The following is a 19,914-nucleotide window of genomic DNA, read 5'->3' on the forward strand; positions in this document are numbered from 1 at the left end:
GTGCTCCGACCAGGCTCAGCCCAGCCGGGCCACGGCGCGCACGGGCGCGCCGTCGGCGCCCCTCAGCCGCAGCGGCATCAGCCACACCTCCACCGCCAGGCCCGCCGCCTGGGCCTCCACGAGCCGCCCGAGGTTCGCCAGGTTCTCCGCGATGACCGCGTGCGCGCCGCACAGCACGCGATGCGCGGGGAAGTCCTCCGCCGGGGTCGGGTCCACGCTCAGCGCGTCGACGCCCACCGTCCGCACCCCGCGCTCCACCAGCAGCGCCGCCGCCTCCTCCGTCAGGTACGGGTGCGCCTCGTACGCCGGGCTCCCCCAGTGGCGCGACCAGCCCGTCGCGACCAGCACGATGCCGCCCTCGACCGCCGCGAACGCCGCGGGCCCGATCGGGGCGCGCGGCCCGAGACCACGCGCGTCCACCACCGTCGCCCGGCCCGCGAAACGCTCCAGCGGCAGCTCGTCCAGCCTCGGCAGCCGGTCGTCGACGTGGTATGGCGCGTCCACGTGCGTGCCCGACTGCGACCCCAGATGCAGGGCCAGCACGTTGACGCCGTCGCGGGCGACCGTGAGCGCCGGGCCGACCGAGACCTCCGGATCGCCCGGATAGACGGGCATCCCGGTCTCGACCGGCACCGACAGGTCCACCAGCTCCATCAGGCGGCCGGCTCCGCGACGGGCCGGGCCGCGTCCACGATCGGCAGCACCGGCGTGTCCGCGGCGCGCACCAGGCGCGGCCCCCGCGGGCCGTACACCTCGCGGGGCTCGGGGAAGGCGTTCAGGAGCACCAGGTAGAGCACCGCCGCGACGGCCAGGCCCAGCGGCAGCGACACGTCCACGCCGCCCGCCAGGCCGCCGAGCGGGCCGACGAACTGGCCGGGCAGGTTCACGAACATCAGCGCCACGCCCGCCGAGGCCAGCCAGGCGGTCATGCCGCGCCAGTTCCAGCCGTGCGTGAACCAGTAGCGGCCGCCGCGCTGGCGCCGGTTGAACACCTGGAGCGCGTCGGGGTCGTACCAGCCCCTGCGCGTCACGTAGCCGAGCACCATGATCACCATCCAGGGCGCGGTGCAGGTGATGATCAGTGTGGCGAACGTCGAGATGCTCTGCGTGAGATTGGCCGCGAAACGCCCGGCGAAGATGAAGAGGATCGACAGCGTGCCGATGAACACCGTCGCCTGCACCCGGGAGAAGCGCGGGAAGACGCTGGAGAAGTCGAGGCCGGTGCCGTACAGCGAGGTCGTGCCCGTGGACATGCCGCCGATCAGCGCGAGCAGGCAGACCGGCACGAAGTACCACGCGGGCGAGACCGCGAGCAGGCCGCCGACGTAGTTCGGCGCGGCCGGGTCCATGTACTGCGCCGCCTTGCCGGCGATGATCGACGCGGTGGCCAGGCCGAAGAAGAACGGCAGGATCGTGGCGATCTGCGACAGGAACGCCGCCGCCACCACCCGCGAACGCGGCGTGCTCGCCGGGATGTAGCGCGACCAGTCGCCGAGGAACGCGCCGAACGACACCGGGTTCGACAGGACGATCAGCGCCGCGCCGATGAACGACGGCCAGAACAGCGGGTCGCCCGGCGCCAGCGTGCCCGCGTACGACGGGTCGAAGTCGCCCGCGAACGCGAACGCTCCCAGCACGAACAGCAGCGACGCCGCCGCCACCGCGATCTTGTTGACGAACAGCATGAAGCGGAAGCCGTACACGCAGACCACGAGCACCAGCACCGCGAACAGCGCGTACGCCACGGCGTACGACAGGTCGGAGTCCGGCAGGCCCACCAGCCGGTGCGCGCCGCCCACCAGGGCGTCGCCCGACGACCACACCGAGATCGAGAAGAACGCGACGGCCGTCAGCAGCGACAGGAACGAGCCGACGACCCTGCCGTGCACGCCCAGGTGGGCGGAGGAGGAGACGGCGTTGTTGGTGCCGTTCAGCGGGCCGAACAGGGCCAGCGGGGCCAGGATCAGCGCGCCGGTGACCAGGCCGAGCACCGTCGCGGCGAGCCCCTGCCAGAACGACAGGCCGAACAGGATGGGGAACGCCCCGAGGACGCAGGTCGCGAACGTGTTCGCGCCGCCGAACGCGACGCGGAACAGGTCCAGCGGGCGGGCGGTGCGGTCGGCGTCGGGGATGCGCTCGACGCCGTAGGTCTCGATCTCGGTGATGCTGTCGCTCATGTCTTCTCCTGCATCGCCAGCAGGCTGACGAGGTCGTAGGCCACGTGGGAGGCGGCGATCGAGGTGATGTCGGCGTGGTCGTAGGCGGGGGACACCTCCACGACGTCGGCGCCCACCAGGTCGCAGCCGGCGAGGCCGCGCAGGATCTCCAGCAGCTCGCGGCTGGTCAGCCCGCCCGCCTCAGGGGTTCCCGTGCCGGGGGCGTGGGCGGGGTCGAGCACGTCGATGTCCACCGACACGTACAGCGGGCGGTCGCCGACCCGCTGCCGCAGCGCGTCGATCACCTCGTCGAGGCCGCGCCGCAGCACGTCGGCCGCCGTCACGATGCCGAACCCGAGCCGGCGGTCGTCGTCCAGGTCCTTCCTGCCGTACAGGGGGCCTCTGGTGCCGACGTGGCCGACCGCCTCGGTGTCGAGCAGGCCCTCCTCGACGGCCCGCCGGAACGGGGTGCCGTGCGTGTACTCGGCGCCGAAGTAGGTGTCCCAGGTGTCGAGGTGCGCGTCGAAGTGCAGCAGCGCCAGCGGCCCGTGCCTGCGCGCGGCGGCGCGCAGCAGCGGCAGCGCGATGGTGTGGTCGCCGCCGATGGTGACGAGCCTCGCGTCGATCGCGCCCGCCGCCTCCTCGATGCTCTCGATCGCCGCGCCGATGTCGAACGGGTTCGCCACGATGTCGCCGGCGTCGGCGACCTGCACCCGCTCGAACGGTGAGACGTCCAGCCCCGGGTGGTAGGGCCGCAGCAGCCGGGACGCCTCCCTGACCGCGGCGGGGCCGAACCTGGCGCCAGGACGGTACGACACCCCGGCGTCGAAGGGCACGCCCACGACCGCCACGTCGCACCGCTCGACCTGGTCGATGCGGGGCAGCCTGGCGAAGGTGGCGGGCCCGGCGAAGCGCGGGACCTTGCTGGAGTCGACGGGACCGATAGGCATGGCGTCAGTGTTCGTCACGCCTCTGACCTGCGGCAATTGTTGCTCCCCCAAAGTAATACGGTGTGTGTTGTGGCTGACCACAAGATGACGGTCGAGGACCTGCTCCGCTCCCCCGCGCTCCAGCTCCGCCTGCTCGCGGGCGAGGCCGGGCTGGGCCGCTCGGTGTCCTGGGCCCACGTGAGCGAGCTGGACGACCCCACGCCGTGGCTGCTCGGCGCCGAGGTGATCATGACGACCGGCATCGGGATCCCCCGCGGCGCCGCCCGCCAGCGGGCCTACCTGGAACGCCTCGACGACGCCGGCGTCTCCGCGCTCGCGCTGTCGGCCCAGCTCCACGTCCCGCCCCTCCACCGGGCCTTCTACGACGCGGCGGAGGAACGCGGCATGCCCGTGCTGGAGGTGCCGCTGGCGGTGCCGTTCATCGCCATCTCGCAGGAGGTGGCGGCGGCCCTGCGCGAGGACTCCAGCCACCGGCTGGCCGCCCAGCTCCAGGTCTTCGGCGCGCTGCGCTGGCTCGCCGCCGAGGACCTCGACACGGCGACGCTGTTCAAACGGCTGGAACGCCTCTCAGGGTACGACGTGTTCCTGTGCACGCCGCAGGGCCGCCCGCTGCTGCCCGGCGTGCCCGTGCCGGCCGCGGACGTGCTGGCCCACGTGCTGCCCGCCGGGCCCGACGCCCCGCCGACGATCCCCGGCGGGTTCGTCCTGCCGGTGTCGGCGCCGGGCGGGCCCGCCGGCCTCCTCGTCGCCTTCGAACGCGAGGGCGCAAGGCCCGCCGGTCTGGCCGTCGTCCAGCACATCGCCACCGTGGCCGCCCTGCAGGTCGCCATGGCCCGCCACGAACGCGAGACCCTGCGCCGCGAGGGCGCCGAGACGCTGGCCGAGCTGCTGCAGGACGTCCTCGACCCGGCCGTCGCCCGCCGCCGCCTGTCGAGGATGGGCCTGCCCATGGACGGCGACCTCGTGCTGCTCGTCGTCCGCGACGCGCCGGACGAGGCGCTGCGCCGCGCGCTCGGCGGCCAGCCGCACCTCATCCTGCGCCGGGGCGACGACCACTACCTGCTGGGGCCGCCCGCGCTGGCCGGGGCGGTCGCGGCGGGGCCCGTCGCCGACGTGCCGGGCGTCAGCGCCGGCGTCAGCCGCCCCTTCCCTCCGGGCGAGTCGCTGCGGGTGCCGCAGCGCGAGGCCGGCTGGGCCGCCACGCACGCCGCGGAGACCGGCAGGACGCTCGCCCATTACGGCGAGGACACCGCCGGCCGCTGGCTGCCCGACGACCCCGCCGTGCTCGGCGCCCTCGTGGAGCACGTGCTCGGCGAGGTGCTCGCCTACGACCGGCGGCACGACTCGCACCTGCTCACCTCGGTGCGCACCTGGATGGAGCGCGACCGCCACATGGAGCAGGCGGCGGCCGCCCTGCACGTCCACCCCAACACCCTGGCCTACCGCCTGCGCCGCTTCGCCGCCCTGACCGGCCGCGACCTGACGTCGAGCGCCTCCTTCGCCGAGGTCTGGCTCGCCGTCCGCGCCGCCCGCCACCTCGGCCTCCACGGCCCCTGACCCGGGGCCGTCCCGGTCACGCGAAGAGCTCCTCGGCCGACTCCACGACGATCGCCCGCTGCAGCCACGCGTCGAGGGTGGCCACGTCACCGCAGCTCAGGACCCGCTCACGCGCATCGTCGGACACGGGGATCCCCCGCATCGACAGCAACTTCAACACGGATTCAGCCTCGCCCCTGACCTCGCCTTTGGCGATCAGACTGCGGGCGTACTCGCTCTGGTAGAGGTAGGTCTCGGTGGCCATGAGTCGACTCATTTCCTTCTGGGCCGGATCCGTGCCTGCGGTCGTCCTCCCCGCGCTGGACCTCCGCGATGACGCCCAGCTTGCCGCGGCCATCACCCTCAGTTCTCCAACTGGATCGTGGCGATCTCCCAGGGGTCCAGGGGGAGGCGGAGGGTGCCGTCCGTGACCGGGACGGGGGCGCCGGGGCGGCCGCGGAGGTCGGCGTGGCGGGCGGCGGTGAAGCGGCCCTCGACGACGGCCTCCGTGGGGGTGCCGGTCATGGCGACCAGGCGCAGCTCCGTGCGGTCGTCGCGCATGCGCAGCGACGTCATCGTCACCCCGTCGCCCCGCACCGACAGGCCCGCCGCCTCGGGCGGCAGGGGCAGGTCGCGCGGGCCCAGGCCGGGCACGGCCAGCAGGTCGTGCCTGAACGTCTCCGCCGCCTCCAGCACGGCCGCCCAGTTCCCCGGCTCGGGCGGCGCGTACGGCATGAGGGCGAGGCTCACCGTCCGGACGCCGCGTGACTGGGCGGCCGGGGTGGGCAGCTGGGGGCCGGCGGGTTCCGGCCTGAGCGCGTTGCGGTTGCGGGACAGGTAGCCGACGCAGCGGAGCAGGGTGAGCGCGAGCTCGCGCCCGTCGTCGGCCAGTTCGTACTCCGTGACGTGCTCCAGCAGGACGGCCACGCCCCCTGCGGCCACCCAGGCGGAGGCGGGGAAGGTGGGCAGCGGGGTCTCGCCGCAGCCGCCCTCGGCGCTCAGCCCGCGCGTGACGACGGCGAACTGGCCCTCGGCGTGCGAGACGTCCGCGCGTTCCGGCAGCGGGACGTGCAGCCGCACGCGGTGGTCGGAGCAGCGGTTGTCGAACGTGACCAGCAGCCGCGCGAACGGCTCCCCGGCCCGCAGCTCCACCCGCGTGTCGACGACGATCTCCTCGGTCCGCGCGGTACGGCGGGCCGCCGGGAGCTCGGGCGTGCCCTCGACGCCGTCGCCGGCGGCGGGCCAGTGGTACGTGCGGCGCACGTCGAGCGCCGCCACGAGCGGCCCAGAGCAGACCGGGACGACCTCGACGGACTCCGGTTCCGACACGAGCAGGTCCTCGGCCGGAGGGGCGTGGTTGTAGGTGTCGCCGACGTCGCCGCCGTCCTCGACGCGGGCGGCCCCGGTCACGGTGACGCCGCCGCCGTGCAGCGAGAGGGTGCCGTCGGGCGCGACCTCGACCCGCAGCAGGCCGTTGTCGAGCGCCAGGTCGTCGCCGCGTACGGGGGCGAGCCCGTGCGGCAGCCCGGCGGCGCGGGCCGCCCCTGCGACGGGCCGCAGGCCGGTGTGACCGAGCGGCGGCACGTCGGCGAGGACGGCGACGGTGCGGCGGGGTTCGGCGACGATGCGGACGCGGGTGACGCCGTCGATCCTGCCGCGCAGTCCGGCGACGTCGAACGCGTTGGACGGCTCGCGGGCCACGGTGAACGTCAGGGTGCCGTCCTGGACGGTCCAGCCGGTGACGTGCTGCCCGTACAGCTCGGTGCCGTGGACGAAGGTGAGGGCGGTGGCGCCGTCCATCTCCTCGTCGAGCAGCAGCGTGGGGGCGTACTCGAGGGGCTGGGCGGGCAGGGTGGCGCCGGAGGGGCCGACCAGGGGGTCGGAGCCGGCGACGTCCACGACGACGACGCCGCGGCGGCGGGCGGGGGTGGGGTTGACGACGAGCACGCCGCCGGACGGCACGGACGCGGCGAGCCGGGCGGTCACCATGTCGCGTACGGCCTGCCCGAGGTGCTCGGCCTCGGCGATGCGGGCGGCGACCTGCTGGGCGGTGTCGTCGACGCCGCAGCCGGTGACGGAGTCGTGGCCGCTGGCGTCGACGAGGCGCCACCAGGCCATGTCGAGGAAGCGGCCGGGCCACGCGCCGCCCCAGAGGGCGGCGAGCGGTTCGGCGTAGCGTTCGACCATGCGCTCGGCCCTGCCCATGGCCTGTTTGAGGTGGGCGCGGACGGAGACGACGCCGGGCAGGATGTTGGCGCGGGCGTGGGAGCGCAGCTCGCCGTGGACGCGCGGCAGTGCCTCCACGTCGGCCGGCTGCGCTCGGAGGTATCCGGACAGGGTGTCCATGCGGGCGTCCAGCGCGGCCACCATCTCGGGCAGGCCGGCCACGGGCGCCGAGTGGTCGGTGCCGTACATCGCGAGCAGCGGCCCTTCCTGGCCGTGCCAGGCGCGCATCCTGCGGGCGAACTCCGCCCCCCGCTCCCGCACGCGGGCGGGGTCCTCGAACAGGTGGGCGCCGTTGCCGTACCCGCCTTCCGGTAGGTACCGGGTGCTTATAGCGGTGCCGTCGGGCGCCACCCAGGCGAACGCGTCGGTGGTGACCGAGGACGGCACGCCCCGGTAGACGCAGGCGTGCGGCAGCCCGGCCCGCCGCAGGATCTGCGGCATCTGCGCGGTGTGGCCGAACATGTCGGGCAGGTACCCCACGGGCATCGCGCCGCCCAGCTTGTCGGCGCGGTCCATGCCCAGTTCGAGGTTGCGGACGATGGTCTCGCCCGAGCACAGGAACTCGTCGAGCAGGATCTGCCAGGGCCCCACGGCCAGCCGTCCCGACTCGACCAGGGCGGCGACGCGGTCGCGCTGCTCCGGCCGCACCTCCAGGTAGTCGTCGACGCAGGCCAGCTGCCCGTCGAGGGTGAAGTGGTAGCCGGGCTCGCGCTCCATCGTGTCGAGCACCTCGTCGAGCAGCGCGACCAGCCGCAGCCTGAAGCGCTGGAACGGCTCGTACCACTCGCGGTCCCAGTGGGTGTGCGGGACGACGACGATCTCGGCGGTCACGCCGCCTCACCTCCGATGGGCAGGCCGTGCAGGACGGCGTAGCGGGCGGCGACGCGCTGGGCGGTGACGACGTCCTCCAGCGCCCCTTCGACGCCGGTGAGCGGGGGCTCGCCCCTGGTGACGTACGCGTGGAAGGCGGCGAGCTGCACCTCGAACGCCTCGGTCACGTCGCGCCACTCGGTGCGCGCCTCGCCGCCGGACACGACGGTGAGCAGGGTGGGCGCGTTCATCAGGTACGGCGAGGGGAAGACGAGCTCCAGCGACCCCCGGTCGTGGTGGACGGCCACGGTCTCGCGGTAGGCGGGGTAGTCCTCCAGGTAGTGCCAGCGGACGGAGAACCGGCCGGCGGCGGGCAGCGGCCCGGAGATCTCGACGGAGCCGGGCGTCTCGCCCCAGGTCTCGACGTACGAGATCTCGGCGGGCGACCCGGTGAAGCGGCGCAGCAGCGAGAAGTCATGGCAGATCGAGCCGAGGGTCACGCCGTACAGCGCCCGCACCCGCTCCGTCGCCTCCTCCCCCAGCGCCCGCGACACCAGTGTGTCCTCCTCCGCCCGCAGCGCCGCGAGCGTGCCAGGCTCCACGTCGGCCGCCCTGACCAGGTTGGCGAAGGCGAGCTGCGACTCCCCGCTCGGGTGCAGCACGGTCACCTCCACCGACCGGATCGCCTCCGGCCCGCCCAGCTCGCCGAGGAGCGCCGCCGCCCTGCGCACCGCGGGGTCGTACTGCTTCATGTAGCCGACCATGAGCCGGCCCTCGGGCAGCGCCGCCACCTCCGCCCTGGTCAGCGCGAGCGGCTTCTCGCACAGGACGGCGTACCCGGCGGCGAGCGCGCGCCGCACCGCGTCGCCGTGCGAGCCCGAGGCCAGCACGACGACCGCCTCGAACCCTCCGGCGGCGAGCATGGCCTCCAGCGAGGTGAACCGTCCGGCGGCGCCGAGCCGGTCGCCCACGGCGTCGGCGAGCGCGCGCGACAGGTCGCACACGGCGGTCACCTCGAACAGGTCGCGGCGTCTCGACAGCAGCGGCACGTACACCGCCTGCGTGACGGCGCCGCACCCGACAAGCGCGATCTTCACAGTCCCAGTTCCCTCAGCTTCTCGCGGTTGGCCGCCTGGTCGGCGACGTTCTGCGCCACCGTGCGGCGGCCTGGCAGCGTGTCCTGCTCGATGACGATCCAGCCCCGGTAGTCGATCTCGTCGAGGGCGCGCACGACGCCGGGCAGGTCGAGCTCGCCCCCGCCCAGCGGGGCGAAGCCGCCCCTGCCCATCAGCTCGCGCAGGTCGGCGCCGTCGTCGAGGGCGCGCGCGTGGACGCCCCTGTCGGCGTCCTTGACGTGGACGTGCCCGACCCGGCCCGCCCAGTCGCGCAGCGCCGCCACCGGGTCGCCGCCGGCCAGCAGCAGGTGGCCGGTGTCCAGGCAGAGCGCCACGTCGGTCAGCTCCAGCAGCCGCTCGACGTCCTGCGGCGTCTCGACGTACGTGCCGAGGTGGTGGTGGAAGGCGGGCTCGAAGCCGCGCTCCCTGCAGCGGTCGGCCGCCTCCTGCACGCGCGCGGCGTAGGCCGGCCACGCGGACGCGCCCAGCCCCGGCACGCCCGCCCCCGGCCTGGCGAACCGCTCGGGCGAGCCCGAGCAGCCGAGCGTGGGCCTCGGGGCCAGGTGCGGCGGCGCGGCGGGGGCGGCGGCGAACACGTCCAGGGTGGCCTCCAGCGCCGGCAGGCCGGCGCGGAACGCCTCCTCGTCGCCGTAGCGCAGGTCGGCCCAGCCTCCGGCCAGCAGCAGGCCACCGAGCCGCTCCGCCAGCGCGCCGCCGGTGCCGAGGTAGCCGAGGGGGCCGAGGTCGACCCCGTCGTACCCGGCCTGCGCCAGCGCCCCGACCAGCTCGCCCGCGGTCAGCGGCGGCGGCGCGTCGCTCAGCTCGAACACCCCGAAGCTCACGGGCGCGCCCGCGACCTTCCACGAGCCCGCTGATCTCATGCGCACAGGGCCATCACCTCGTTGTCGTGGGTCTCCAGGCGGTGGGGTCCGTCCGCGGCGGGCAGCAGCGCGCGGTCGCCGCGGACGACCTGGCGGGAGCCGTCGGGACGCACCAGCACGAGCCCGGCGGCGTCCAGGGCGAGCAGCTCGTCGCCGAGTCTGAGCAGCAGCGGCGCGTCTGGGCCCGCCGAGACGGCGGTGCGGCCCGCCCGCACGCCGTCGAGGACGCGGCCGGCGTCCTCGGCCAGCACCCAGGTCGTCGGCGCGCCGGGCAGGCCGTCGCTTCCGTGCCGGTGGAAGTCGCTGCCGCCGATCGCGATCACGTCGTCGCGCCAGGCGTCGGCCCAGGCGAGCGGCGCGCCCCAGCGGCGGTCCCACCAGCCGGAGCTCCACACCTCGGCCACCCTGGGGCGGCGGGTGAGGGGCAGCAGCCACGCGCAGTCGCCGCCCAGCGGGTGGTTGATCGAGATCAGCCCGCCCGCGCGCTCGGCGTGCTCGACCCAGGAGTCGGCGGGCTCACGGAAGTCCACCCAGCCGACGTCGCCGAACACGTTGGCGTGGCCGCGGTCGGTGGTGACCTCCTGGCCGGGGATGAGCGTGATGCCGTGGTCGGCGGCGGCCAGCCAGGGGTGGTGGCTGACGGTGTTGTGGTCGGTGACGGCGAGGAAGTCGAGCCCGCGCGCGCGGGCCAGCCCGGCGAGCTCGCCGACGGTGAGGCCGCCGTCGCTGTGGACGGTGTGGGCGTGGAAGTCGCCGGCGAACCAGCGCAGGCCCTCCACGTCCGGGATGTCGCGGCGGGGCGGCCGGTCGCCCGCCGGCGGCCCTTCCGGCGGCGCCGGCGGCTCCGGCGGCGCGACGGGCGAGCAGGTCACGTCGAGCGTGTAGTCGAGGCCCTCAGGCGGGATCCGGTGCAGGCGCAGCCAGACGTGCCACGTCCCCGGCTCCGGCTCGCCCGGCAGGTAGCCGGGCGTCGCCCAGCGCGCCGTGATGGTGTACTCGTCGCGGGCGCCGCCCGACCAGCCGCGGAACCCCGCCGGCGATGCGCAGCCGAGGTCGATCACCCCTCGTGAGCGGTCGTGGCCGAGCCGCACGGTCACCGCGCGGGTGCCCGCCGGCACCTCGAACGGCACCTCGCGCAGCGTGCGCTCCAGCCTGTCGTCCAGGCTCCAGTGGCCTCTCACACGAGCTCACCGTCCCGGTAGACGAGCGCGCGGTCGCGGCGGGGCACGGCGTGGCCGTCGGAGCCGACAGCGGGCTCCCTGCCCTCGGGGACGACCGCCTGCACGGCCACGTCGCCGACGTCCAGCGTCACCAGGTAGGACGCGCCCAGGTTCTCCACGATGGCCACCTTTCCCGCCAGTGCGGCGTCGGCGGGCCCGTCCGAGTACGCCATGTACTCGGGCCGGACGCCGTACACGAGCCTCTCCCCGTCCTGCAGCCTGCCCTCCGCCGAGGCGGGGACGGGGACCTTGCACCCCGCCACCTCCAGCGTGTCACCGCGGACGGTCGCGTCGAGCAGGTTCATGGGAGTCGATCCGATGAACGCGGCGACGAAGGTGTTGGCGGGCCGCTGGAACACCTCGGCCGGCGTGCCGATCTGCCGGATGTGCCCCGCCTCCATCACCGCCATCCTGTCGGCCATGGCCAGCGCCTCGGCCTGGTCGTGGGTGACGAAGACGGTGGTGACGCCGAGTTCGCGCTGGAGCTTCTTGAGGAACGTCCTGGCCTCCAGGCGGAGCCGGGCGTCGAGGTTGGACAGCGGCTCGTCGAACAGGAACGCCTGCGCCTGCGTCGCCATCACGCGGGCCAGCGCCACGCGCTGCTGCTGCCCGCCGGAGAGCTGGCCCGGCCGCCGGTCCATGAGCCCGTCGAGGCCGAGCCTGGCGCCCACCTCGGCCGCCTTCCCGCGCCGCGCCCCCTTGGGCACCTTCTTGATGCGTAAGGGGTACGCGATGTTGTCGGCGACGTCCATGTGCGGGAACAGCGCGTAGTCCTGGAAGACCATGGCGACGTCGCGCTCGCCCGGCTGGACCCCGGTGACGTCCCTGCCGCCGATGACCACGGCTCCGCCGGTGGCCGCCTCCAGGCCGGCGATCGTGCGCAGCAGCGTGGTCTTGCCGCAGCCGGACGGGCCGAGCAGGGCGAAGAACTCGCCGTCGGGGACGACCAGGTCGAGCGCGTCGAGCGCGGTCACGCCCCCCGGGTAGACCTTGGTCAGCCCGCGTAGTTCGATTGCCGCCATTACCGCTTGATCCCTCCGTGGAACCGGAAGCCGTACTTTTTGCTGACGAACAGGTACATGAGCACCACAGGGACCGAGTAGAGCAGGCCGAACGTGGACAGCAGCCGCAGGTTCGCCTGCCCGCCCTCGGTGTAGAGCGTGTACGTGATCACCGCCGCGGGCTGCTTCTCCACGTCGCTGAGCAGCAGGTACGGCATGAGGAAGTTCCCCCACACGTTCGCCACCGCCCACACCGCGATCGTCGCCAGCCCAGGACGCACCAGCGGGACCACGACGTGCCGGACGATCTGCAGCGGCGAGGCCCCGAAGACCCGCGCCGACTCCTCGTACGACTTCGGCGTGGAGTCCATGAAGTCCTTCAGCATGAAGATCGCGGCGGGCAGCAGGCCGCCGGTCAGGATCAGCACGAGCCCGAGCCGCGAGTCGATGAGGTCGAGCTCCACCGCGAGCTGGAAGAGCGGCACGATGGCCGCCGTGCCCGTGATGATGGACGACAGCAGCAGCAGCACGTAGAGGAGCGCGTCACGGCCGGGCAGGCGCACGCGGCTGAGCGCGTAGGCCGCCAGCGCCGCGAGGAGCACCACCAGCGCGGCCGTGCCGGCCGACAGCAGCACCGAGTTGTACAGCGACGGCAGCGCGTACGGGTGCTCCAGCACGGCGCGGAAGTTGTCCCAGGTGAAGGCGGCGGTGCCGCCGTCCCCCCGCCCGCCGCCGGGCAGCGGGACGCGCACCTCGTACGTCGGGTCGGCGGTGAAGGGCGCGGTGACCAGCCAGAGGAGCGGCAGGGTGAAGAACGCCAGCACCACCGCGACGAGCGCGTAGAAGCCGATCCGGCCGAGGACGAAGCGGATCATCTCTTGCTCCTGAGCAGCCGCAGGTAGAAGACCGCCACGACCAGGTTGATCAGCAGGATGATCGTGGACAGGGCGGCGCCGTAGCCCAGCTCGCCGCTCTGCACGGCGACCTTGTAGACGTGCACGGCCAGCACCTCGGACCTGCCGTCGGGCCCGCCCGCGGTCAGCATGAACGGGGTGAAGTCGTTGAACGTCCACAGGCTGATGAGCAGCAGGTTCGTCAGGACGTGGCCCTTGATGTGCGGGAAGACGACGTCCCTGAGCTGCTGCCAGCCGGTCGCCCCCGCGAGCCTCGCGCTCTCCAGGTGCGAGGGCGGCACGTTCCCGAGGGCGGCGCCGTAGAGCATCATCGAGAACGCGGTGCCGCGCCAGGTGTTGAAGACGACGATCGACAGCATCGGGTGGTCGAGCAGCCAGGGGAAGCCGGGGATGCCGAGCAGCGCGTTCAGCGTGCCGCTGTCGCGGTCGAGCAGCGCCACCCACAGGAACGACACCACGGCGCTGGGCAGGATCCACGCCAGGATGACGAGCCCCTCGACGAGCCGCTTGAGCGGGCCGCGCCGGTCGCGCAGCAGCCAGGCGATCGTGAAGCCGAGCCCGACCTGCCCGACGACGGCCGAGCCGAGCACGAACTCGACGGTCAGCCAGGTGGAGTCCCAGAACGCGGGGTCCCACAGCGCCTCGACGAAGTTGTCCAGGCCGACGAACTGGGGTTCGGCCGCGTCGGCGCCGGTCAGGCGGTAGGTGGTCAGCCCCAGGTAGAGCACCCACAGCGCGGGGAACACGAGGAACACCGCGATGAGCGCCAGCGCGGGCGCGGTGAACAGGGCCGCGCGCACCCTGCCGAGGCCCGCCGCGTCGGTGCTGTGGCGGCGGGCTCGGGCGTCCTCGCCGGGGGCGGCGTCAGGAGGCGATGTTGCCTGCGCCACCGACGATTCCTTCGAGCTTCTTCTGGTAGTCGGCCGCCGCCTGGTCGGGCGGCGTTCCTCCGGCGACCGCCGCGGTGGCCTCCTGCAGCGCCACCGACACCTGCGGGTAGATCGCCACCGGCGGCCGGTAGGCGGTGAGCGGGAGCACCTTCTCCGAGATGAACGTCAGCAGCGGCTCCCCGGCGAGGATCTCCTTGTTGACGTCGCCGCGCGGGGTGACGCGGACGTTGCCGCCCTTGGTCTCCTGCTTCAGCGCGTCCGCCGAGAGCGTGAAGGCGAGCAGCTCGAACGCCTCCTTGGGGTGCTTGGAGTTGGGGTTGACGGTGCGCAGGGCGCCGCCGGACATGCTGACGAAGTCCTGGCCCCTGATGCCCTTGCCCGGCTCCATGGCGGGGATGAGGGCGTAGCCGACGTTCTGGTCGCGGTCGGGCATCCTGGCCACGCCGTCCTTGGGGTTGACGACGCCGCGCCAGAAGTAGTCGCCCTCCATGAGGATGCCGATCCTGCCCTGGGCGAACTGCTGGAACGACTTGTCGCGGCCCTTGGCCTCCTGCTGGAGCCTGGGGTCGCCGAGCCCGCTGCCGCCGTAGATCTTCTGGTAGAGGCCGAGGACGTCCTTGAGCGCCTGGCCGGCGCCCGTCCACTTACCGTCCTTCTGGATCTCCGCGCCGGCGCCGGCGAGCAGCGGCAGCACGCCCTGCATGGTGGTGGCCTCACCCATCGCCGTGCCGGCGTTGATCTGGATCGGCACGGGCACGCCCGACGACTTGAGCTTCGCGCCCGCGTCGAGGATCTCCTGCCAGCTCTTCGGCTGCCAGTCGGCGGGCAGCCCGGCCTTCTGGAAGAGCGTCTTGTTGAAGTAGAGCACCCGGCCGTCGGTGCCGATGGGCAGGGCGTACTTCTTGCCGTCGTAGGTGGCGAGGCCCTGCACCGCGTCGGGGATCTGCGACCAGCCCTCCCAGGTGTCGGCCTCGGCGCCGACGACCTCGGCCAGCGGCTTGATGTAGCCCGCCTGGGCGAACTCGCCGGCCCAGATGCCGTCGATGTCGATCACGTCGGCGCCCTTGCCTGACTTGAGGTCGAGGGAGAGCTTGGTCTTGTACTGCTCGTCGTCCACGCCGCTGGGAATGAACTTGACCTTGACGTCCTTGCCCTTGGCCTTCTGGGCCGCCTCGAACGTGGGGATCACCCAGTTGGCGATGTGCTCGGCCGACACGGCGTTCTTGCCGCCCGCGATGGCGTTCTGCGTGATCGTCAGCTCGACGGCGCCGCCGCCGGCCCCGCCGGACGACTGGCCGCAGGCGGAGAGCCCGAGACCCGTCGCGGCGACCACCGCGATCACTCCGATCGACCGCTTCCGTGATGCCATGCATATCCTCCATGTCCAAAAGGGAGGTAAAGCCATAGGCCAATATGTCATGACATGTAGATGACGTAAAGCTCTGCATACACTGGGGAACAAGCCCGCGAGCTGCGGTTTCGCCCGCCAGGAGCAGGTCCGGCGATTCCGGTCCACCTGCCGCGCGCGCCCCGGGTTTCGGCCAGGGCACATTCAGCTACATAGCGGACATCCATATGTCATGACAATATGCCATAGTGTCTTAGGCAAGCTGCGTCCCTGGAGGTGCGTTGTACGACCTGATCACGATCGGCCGCTGCGGCGTCGACGTCTATCCGCTGCAGACAGGCGTAGGCCTGGCGGACGTCGAGTCCTTCGGCAAGTTCCTCGGCGGCAGCCCCACGAACGTGGCCGTGGCCGCGGCCCGCCACGGGCTGCGCTCCGCCGTGATCACCGCCGTGGGCGCCGACCCGTTCGGCGAGTTCGTCCGGCGTGCGGTACGCGGCTTCGGCGTGGACGACGCGTACGTCCACACCATCGGAGGAACGCCCACGCCGGTCACGTTCTGCGAGATCTTCCCGCCCGACGACTTCCCGATCTACTTCTACCGGGGCGAGCACCCGCCGGACCTGCGGATCACCCCCGGCCACCTCGACCTCCCGGCGATCGCCTCGGCCCGCCTGTTCTGGTTCTCGGCCACCGGGCTGAGCAAGGAACCGAGCCGCGCCGCCCACAAGGCGGCGCTGGAGGCCCGTAATTCCGGCTGGACCGTATTCGACCTCGACTACCGGCCGACCCTGTGGGCGTCGCGCGAGGAGGCCCACACCGAGGTGCGCGACGCGCTGTCCCACGCGGACGTCGCCGTCGGCAACCTCGACGAGGTCGAGACCGCCGTGGGCGTCCGCGACCCGGAGGCCGCCGCCCAGGCGCTGCTCGACGCCGGCGTACGGGTGGCCGTCGTGAAGATGGGCCCCGCCGGCGTCTTCGCCCGCACGGCCGACGAGAGCGTCGTGGTCGAGCCGGTCGAGGTGAAGGTGGTCAACGGCATCGGCGCCGGCGACGCCTTCGGCGGCGCGCTGTGCCTCGGCCTGCTGCGCGGCTGGCCGCTGGAGCGCACCCTGCGCTTCGCCAACGTGGCCGGCGCGTACGTCGCCGCCCGCCTGGCCTGCGCCGACGCCATGCCGACCACCGCCGAGGTGGACGACCTGCTGAACGGAGCGGCGTCTTGAGCGACGTCACGCTGCCCAGGACCGGCCGCTACGAGCGGCTCACCTCCATCAGGGCGACCAGGCCCGAGGAGATCGCCGCGGCCGCGGCCAGACGGGAGCGGCGGGGCATGCCGGGCGAGGGCGAGCGGCTGCTCGTCATCGCGGCCGACCACCCCGCCCGCGGCGCGCTCGCGGTACGCGACCGGCCCCTCGCCATGGGCAGCCGCACCGACCTGCTCGACCGCCTGCAGACCGCGCTGTCCAGGCCCGGCGTGCACGGCATCCTCGCCTCGCCCGACGTCCTCGAGGACCTGCTCCTGCTCGGCGCGCTCGAAGGCAAGCTGGCCTTCGGCTCGATGAACCGCGGCGGCCTGCTGGGCTCCGTCTTCGAGCTCGACGACCGGTTCACCGGCTACGACGCGGCCTCCATCGACGCCATGCGGCTCGACGGCGGCAAGATGCTCTGCCGCATCGACCCGGCCGACCCGGCCACGGTGTCCACCCTGGAGTCGTGCGCCCACGCGGTCTCCGACCTGGCCCGCCGCCGCCTGGTGGCCATGGTCGAACCGTTCTGGGCGCGCCGCTCCGAGTCGGGCGCGCTGCGCAACGACCTGTCGCCCGACGCCGTCATCAGGGCGATCAGCGTCGCCCAGGCGCTCGGCGTGACCTCGGCCTACACCTGGCTCAAGATCCCCGCCGTGGCGGAGATGGAGCGGGTGATGGCCGCGACCACGCTGCCCGCCCTGCTGCTCGGCGGCGACCCCCCGGACATCGACGCCGCGTACGCCGACTGGAACCGCGCGCTCGCCCTGCCCGGCGTGCGGGGGCTCGTCGTCGGCCGCGCGCTGCTCTACCCTCCCGACGACGACGTCGCGGCCGCCGTGGACGGCGCGGCCGCCCTGGTACGAGAGGCCCGTTCATGACCTACCTTCCGTACGGCGAGACCGCCGGCGGCCCCTGGACGGTGGAGATCACCCCGTCCGTGGCCGGGTGGACCTACTCCGGGCTGCGGGTCGCCGACCTGACCGGCGAGCCGGTGACGTTCGGGACCGGCGACGAGGAGATGGTCGTCCTGCCGCTGTCCGGCTCGTTCACCGTCGCCGCCGGCGCGTTCACGGCCGACCTGGCGGGCCGGGCCTCCGTCTTCGACGGCCCGTCCGACTTCGCGTACCTGCCGGTGGGGGCGGCCGTGACGCTGACCGGCGCCGGCCGGGTGGCGCTGCCGTCCGCCCGCGCCACCCGCGCGCTGCCCCCCAGGCACGTCCCCGCGTCGGACGTCCCCGTGGAGATCAGGGGCGCCGGGCAGGCCAGCCGCCAGGTGCACAACTTCTGCGCCCCCGGCGTCTTCGCCTGCGACAAGCTCATGGCCGTCGAGGTGCTCACCCCGGGCGGCAACTGGTCGTCCTACCCCCCGCACAAGCACGACACGCCGAACCCGGGCGAGGCCGTGCTGGAGGAGATCTACTACTTCGAGGTGGCCGGCGACGGCGTCGGCTACCAGCGGGTCTACGGCTCGGAGCGGGGCCGGATCGACACGCTGGCCGAGGTGTCGTCCGGCGACGTCGTGCTCGTCCCGTACGGCTACCACGGCCCGTCCATGGCCGCGCCCGGCTACGACCTGTACTACCTCAACGTCCTGGCGGGTCCCGCCGAGGAACGGTCGATGGCGTTCTGCGACGACCCCCGCCACGCCTGGATCCGCTCCTCCTGGACCGGCCGCCCCACCGACCCCAGACTGCCGTTCGGGAGGACCTCATGACCCGCTTGACCGTCGCGCAGGCCGTGGTGCGCTTCCTGGCCGCGCAGTGGAGCGAACGCGACGGCGCCGAGCACCGCCTGTTCGGCGGCGTCCTCGGCATCTTCGGACACGGCAACGTGGCCGGCCTCGGCCAGGCGCTCGCCACCACCGACGAGGACCTGCCGTACCGGCTGGCCCGCAACGAGCAGGCCATGGTGCACACCGCCGCCGCGTACGCGCGCGCCGCCGGCCGCCTGTCCACGCTGGCCTGCACCACCTCGATCGGGCCCGGCGCGACCAACATGGTGACGGGGGCGGCGCTCGCCACGATCAACCGCCTGCCCGTGCTGCTGCTGCCCGGCGACATCTTCTCGACGCGCGCCGCGAACCCGGTGCTCCAGGAGCTGGAGGACTCCCGCTCGTACGACGTGTCGGTCAACGACTGCTTCAAGCCCGTCTCCCGCTACTGGGACCGGATCAACCGGCCCGAGCAGCTCCCCTCCGCGCTGCTCGCCGCGACGCGGGTGCTCACCGACCCGGCCGAGACCGGCGCGGTGACGCTGGCGCTGCCGCAGGACGTGCAGGCCGAGGCGTACGACTGGCCGGACGAGCTGTTCGCCCGCCGCGTGTGGCACGTCGCGAGGCCGCGCCCCGAGTCGGCCGCCCTGGCCCGCGCCGCCGACCTGCTGAGGTCGGCGCGCAGGCCGGTCGTCGTGGCCGGCGGCGGGGTGATCTACAGCGAGGCCACGGCCGCGCTGCGGGCCTTCGCCGAGGCGCACGGCGTGCCCGTGGCCGAGACGCAGGCCGGCAAGGGCGCGCTGCCGCACGGGCACCCGCTCGCCCTCGGCGCCGTCGGCGCGACCGGCACCACCGCCGCCAACGCCATGGCCCGCGAGGCGGACGTCGTCATCGGCGTCGGCACCCGCTACAGCGACTTCACCACCGCCTCCATGTCGCTGTTCGCCGAGGACGCCCGATTCCTGAACATCAACGTCACCGCCTTCGACGCGGCCAAGCTGTCCGGCCTGCAGCTCGTCGCCGACGCCCGCGAGGGCCTGGCCGAGCTGGACGCCGCCTGCGCCGGGTGGGCCGCCCCCGGCGGGCACCGGGCGCGGGCCGCCGAACTGATCGGCGTCTGGGACTCCACCGTGGACGCCGCGTACGCGCTGGAGGGCTCGCCGCTGCCGCAGTCGGCCGTCATCGGCGCGGTCAACGCCGCCGCCGGCGACGACGGCGTGGTCGTCTGCGCCGCCGGCTCGATGCCGGGCGACCTGCACAAGCTGTGGCGGCCCAGCGGCCCCGGCAGCTACCACGTCGAGTACGGCTACTCCTGCATGGGCTACGAGATCGCGGGCGGGCTCGGCGTGAAGCTGGCCGCGCCGCACCGCGAGGTGTTCGTCCTGGTGGGCGACGGCTCGTACCTGATGATGGCGCAGGAGCTGGTCACGGCGGTGGCCGAGGGGATCAAGCTGGTCGTCGTCCTCGTCGACAACTCCGGCTTCGCCTCCATCGGACGGCTGTCGGAGAGCGTCGGCGCGGAACGGCTCGGCACCTCCTACCGCTACCGGGGCGACGGCCGCTACGACGGCGGCCACCTGCCGGTGGACCTCGCCGCCAACGCCGCCAGCCTGGGCGCGACCGTGCTGCGCCCCGAGACCGTCGCCGACCTGCGCAAGGCGCTCGACGACGCGCGCGCCGCCCAGGAGACGACCGTCGTGTACGTGCGCACCGACCCGCTGCTCGACGCGCCGTCCTCGCAGGCGTGGTGGGACGTGCCCGTGGCGCAGGCGGGCGACAGCGACGCCACCCGGGCCGCCAGGGAGGGCTACGAGACGGGCAAGCGGTCCCAGCGGGCCCACCTCACGCCCCCCTCCTAGCCAGGGTTGCCCCCGATCTTCCCTGGGAACGCCTGTGACCAGGCACGATCGGG

Annotated in this window: 17 protein-coding genes; 5 read left to right on the forward strand and 12 right to left on the reverse strand. The window is 73.7% G+C overall.

The genetic code is table 11. The features are described 5' to 3' along the window. Positions 1-15: 15 nt before the first annotated feature. From BMX74_RS21380 to speB, 3 genes are read right to left on the reverse strand one after another with little or no spacing between them, the layout of a single operon-like run. On the reverse strand, positions 16-654 hold the full coding sequence (locus BMX74_RS21380) for a cyclase family protein (RefSeq protein ID WP_091102355.1): 639 nt from the start codon (positions 652-654) through the stop codon (positions 16-18). Next, positions 654-2,177: a purine-cytosine permease family protein gene (locus BMX74_RS21385; RefSeq protein WP_091102357.1), complete on the reverse strand. Its 1,524-nt coding sequence runs from the start codon at positions 2,175-2,177 to the stop codon at positions 654-656. Before BMX74_RS21385 ends, BMX74_RS21380 begins: the two co-directional genes overlap by 1 nt. Next, positions 2,174-3,106, reverse strand: a complete 933-nt coding sequence (gene speB / locus BMX74_RS21390) for an agmatinase (protein ID WP_055507325.1) — start codon at positions 3,104-3,106, stop codon at positions 2,174-2,176. Before speB ends, BMX74_RS21385 begins: the two co-directional genes overlap by 4 nt. A 69-nt stretch (positions 3,107-3,175) precedes the next feature. Here speB and BMX74_RS21395 point away from each other — a divergent pair, with 69 nt between their 5' ends. Next, a complete protein-coding gene (locus BMX74_RS21395; RefSeq protein WP_236715039.1) occupies positions 3,176-4,663 on the forward strand; it encodes a PucR family transcriptional regulator in 1,488 nt (495 codons plus the stop codon). A 16-nt stretch (positions 4,664-4,679) separates the two neighbouring features. Here the strand turns inward: BMX74_RS21395 and BMX74_RS21400 are convergent, their stop codons facing one another. The 9 genes from BMX74_RS21400 to BMX74_RS21440 form a co-directional block, all read right to left on the reverse strand. Then, positions 4,680-4,907, reverse strand: coding sequence for a hypothetical protein (locus BMX74_RS21400; RefSeq protein ID WP_055507321.1), 228 nt, complete (start codon positions 4,905-4,907; stop codon positions 4,680-4,682). Between the two features lie 98 nt (positions 4,908-5,005). After that, positions 5,006-7,699, reverse strand: coding sequence for a glycoside hydrolase family 38 N-terminal domain-containing protein (locus BMX74_RS21405; RefSeq protein WP_091102362.1), 2,694 nt, complete (start codon positions 7,697-7,699; stop codon positions 5,006-5,008). Then, positions 7,696-8,775 (reverse strand): Gfo/Idh/MocA family protein, encoded by a 1,080-nt coding sequence (locus BMX74_RS21410; protein ID WP_055507317.1) that lies wholly within the window; start codon positions 8,773-8,775, stop codon positions 7,696-7,698. The genes BMX74_RS21405 and BMX74_RS21410 overlap by 4 nt, the downstream gene beginning before the upstream one ends. Beyond that, on the reverse strand, positions 8,772-9,674 hold the full coding sequence (locus BMX74_RS21415; protein ID WP_091102365.1) for a TIM barrel protein: 903 nt from the start codon (positions 9,672-9,674) through the stop codon (positions 8,772-8,774). Before BMX74_RS21415 ends, BMX74_RS21410 begins: the two co-directional genes overlap by 4 nt. Then, positions 9,671-10,855, reverse strand: a complete 1,185-nt coding sequence (locus tag BMX74_RS21420) for a CehA/McbA family metallohydrolase (RefSeq protein ID WP_091102367.1) — start codon at positions 10,853-10,855, stop codon at positions 9,671-9,673. The genes BMX74_RS21415 and BMX74_RS21420 overlap by 4 nt, the downstream gene beginning before the upstream one ends. After that, the gene (locus tag BMX74_RS21425; protein ID WP_055507313.1) at positions 10,852-11,916 is read right to left on the reverse strand and encodes an ABC transporter ATP-binding protein; all 1,065 of its coding nucleotides are present in this window, start codon (positions 11,914-11,916) and stop codon (positions 10,852-10,854) included. The genes BMX74_RS21420 and BMX74_RS21425 overlap by 4 nt, the downstream gene beginning before the upstream one ends. Continuing rightward, positions 11,916-12,770, reverse strand: a complete 855-nt coding sequence (locus BMX74_RS21430) for a carbohydrate ABC transporter permease (RefSeq protein ID WP_091102370.1) — start codon at positions 12,768-12,770, stop codon at positions 11,916-11,918. Before BMX74_RS21430 ends, BMX74_RS21425 begins: the two co-directional genes overlap by 1 nt. Beyond that, positions 12,767-13,699, reverse strand: coding sequence for a carbohydrate ABC transporter permease (locus BMX74_RS21435; RefSeq protein ID WP_091102371.1), 933 nt, complete (start codon positions 13,697-13,699; stop codon positions 12,767-12,769). The genes BMX74_RS21430 and BMX74_RS21435 overlap by 4 nt, the downstream gene beginning before the upstream one ends. Further along, entirely contained in the window at positions 13,674-15,068 is a 1,395-nt protein-coding gene (locus BMX74_RS21440; RefSeq protein ID WP_055507307.1) for an extracellular solute-binding protein, read from the reverse strand. The genes BMX74_RS21435 and BMX74_RS21440 overlap by 26 nt, the downstream gene beginning before the upstream one ends. Positions 15,069-15,328: 260 nt before the next feature. Between BMX74_RS21440 and iolC the strand changes: the two genes are divergently transcribed. From iolC to iolD, 4 genes are read left to right on the forward strand one after another with little or no spacing between them, the layout of a single operon-like run. Then, on the forward strand, positions 15,329-16,267 hold the full coding sequence (gene iolC, locus BMX74_RS21445; RefSeq protein ID WP_091102374.1) for a 5-dehydro-2-deoxygluconokinase: 939 nt from the start codon (positions 15,329-15,331) through the stop codon (positions 16,265-16,267). After that, the gene (locus BMX74_RS21450; protein WP_256257059.1) at positions 16,264-17,169 is read left to right on the forward strand and encodes a Cgl0159 family (beta/alpha)8-fold protein; all 906 of its coding nucleotides are present in this window, start codon (positions 16,264-16,266) and stop codon (positions 17,167-17,169) included. Before iolC ends, BMX74_RS21450 begins: the two co-directional genes overlap by 4 nt. Beyond that, positions 17,166-18,005 (forward strand): 5-deoxy-glucuronate isomerase, encoded by an 840-nt coding sequence (gene iolB, locus BMX74_RS21455; RefSeq protein ID WP_055507300.1) that lies wholly within the window; start codon positions 17,166-17,168, stop codon positions 18,003-18,005. Before BMX74_RS21450 ends, iolB begins: the two co-directional genes overlap by 4 nt. Further along, a complete protein-coding gene (gene iolD / locus BMX74_RS21460) occupies positions 18,002-19,861 on the forward strand; it encodes a 3D-(3,5/4)-trihydroxycyclohexane-1,2-dione acylhydrolase (decyclizing) (RefSeq protein WP_091102375.1) in 1,860 nt (619 codons plus the stop codon). The genes iolB and iolD overlap by 4 nt, the downstream gene beginning before the upstream one ends. The last annotated feature ends 53 nt before the right edge of the window (positions 19,862-19,914 follow it).

This window comes from Nonomuraea pusilla (assembly GCF_900109355.1).
Taxonomy (GTDB): domain Bacteria; phylum Actinomycetota; class Actinomycetes; order Streptosporangiales; family Streptosporangiaceae; genus Nonomuraea; species Nonomuraea pusilla.

Bases quoted from the DNA above. Each gene is read 5' to 3' on its own strand.
- BMX74_RS21380 (WP_091102355.1), bottom strand. From the start codon at position 654: ATGGAGCTGGTGGACCTGTCGGTGCCGGTCGAGACCGGGATGCCCGTC.
- speB (WP_055507325.1), bottom strand. From the start codon at position 3,106: ATGCCTATCGGTCCCGTCGACTCCAGCAAGGTCCCGCGCTTCGCCGGG.
- iolD (WP_091102375.1), top strand. From the start codon at position 18,002: ATGACCCGCTTGACCGTCGCGCAGGCCGTGGTGCGCTTCCTGGCCGCG.
- iolB (WP_055507300.1), top strand. From the start codon at position 17,166: ATGACCTACCTTCCGTACGGCGAGACCGCCGGCGGCCCCTGGACGGTG.
- BMX74_RS21440 (WP_055507307.1), bottom strand. From the start codon at position 15,068: ATGGCATCACGGAAGCGGTCGATCGGAGTGATCGCGGTGGTCGCCGCG.
- BMX74_RS21425 (WP_055507313.1), bottom strand. From the start codon at position 11,916: ATGGCGGCAATCGAACTACGCGGGCTGACCAAGGTCTACCCGGGGGGC.
- BMX74_RS21415 (WP_091102365.1), bottom strand. From the start codon at position 9,674: ATGAGATCAGCGGGCTCGTGGAAGGTCGCGGGCGCGCCCGTGAGCTTC.
- BMX74_RS21400 (WP_055507321.1), bottom strand. From the start codon at position 4,907: ATGGCCACCGAGACCTACCTCTACCAGAGCGAGTACGCCCGCAGTCTG.
- BMX74_RS21385 (WP_091102357.1), bottom strand. From the start codon at position 2,177: ATGAGCGACAGCATCACCGAGATCGAGACCTACGGCGTCGAGCGCATC.
- BMX74_RS21430 (WP_091102370.1), bottom strand. From the start codon at position 12,770: ATGATCCGCTTCGTCCTCGGCCGGATCGGCTTCTACGCGCTCGTCGCG.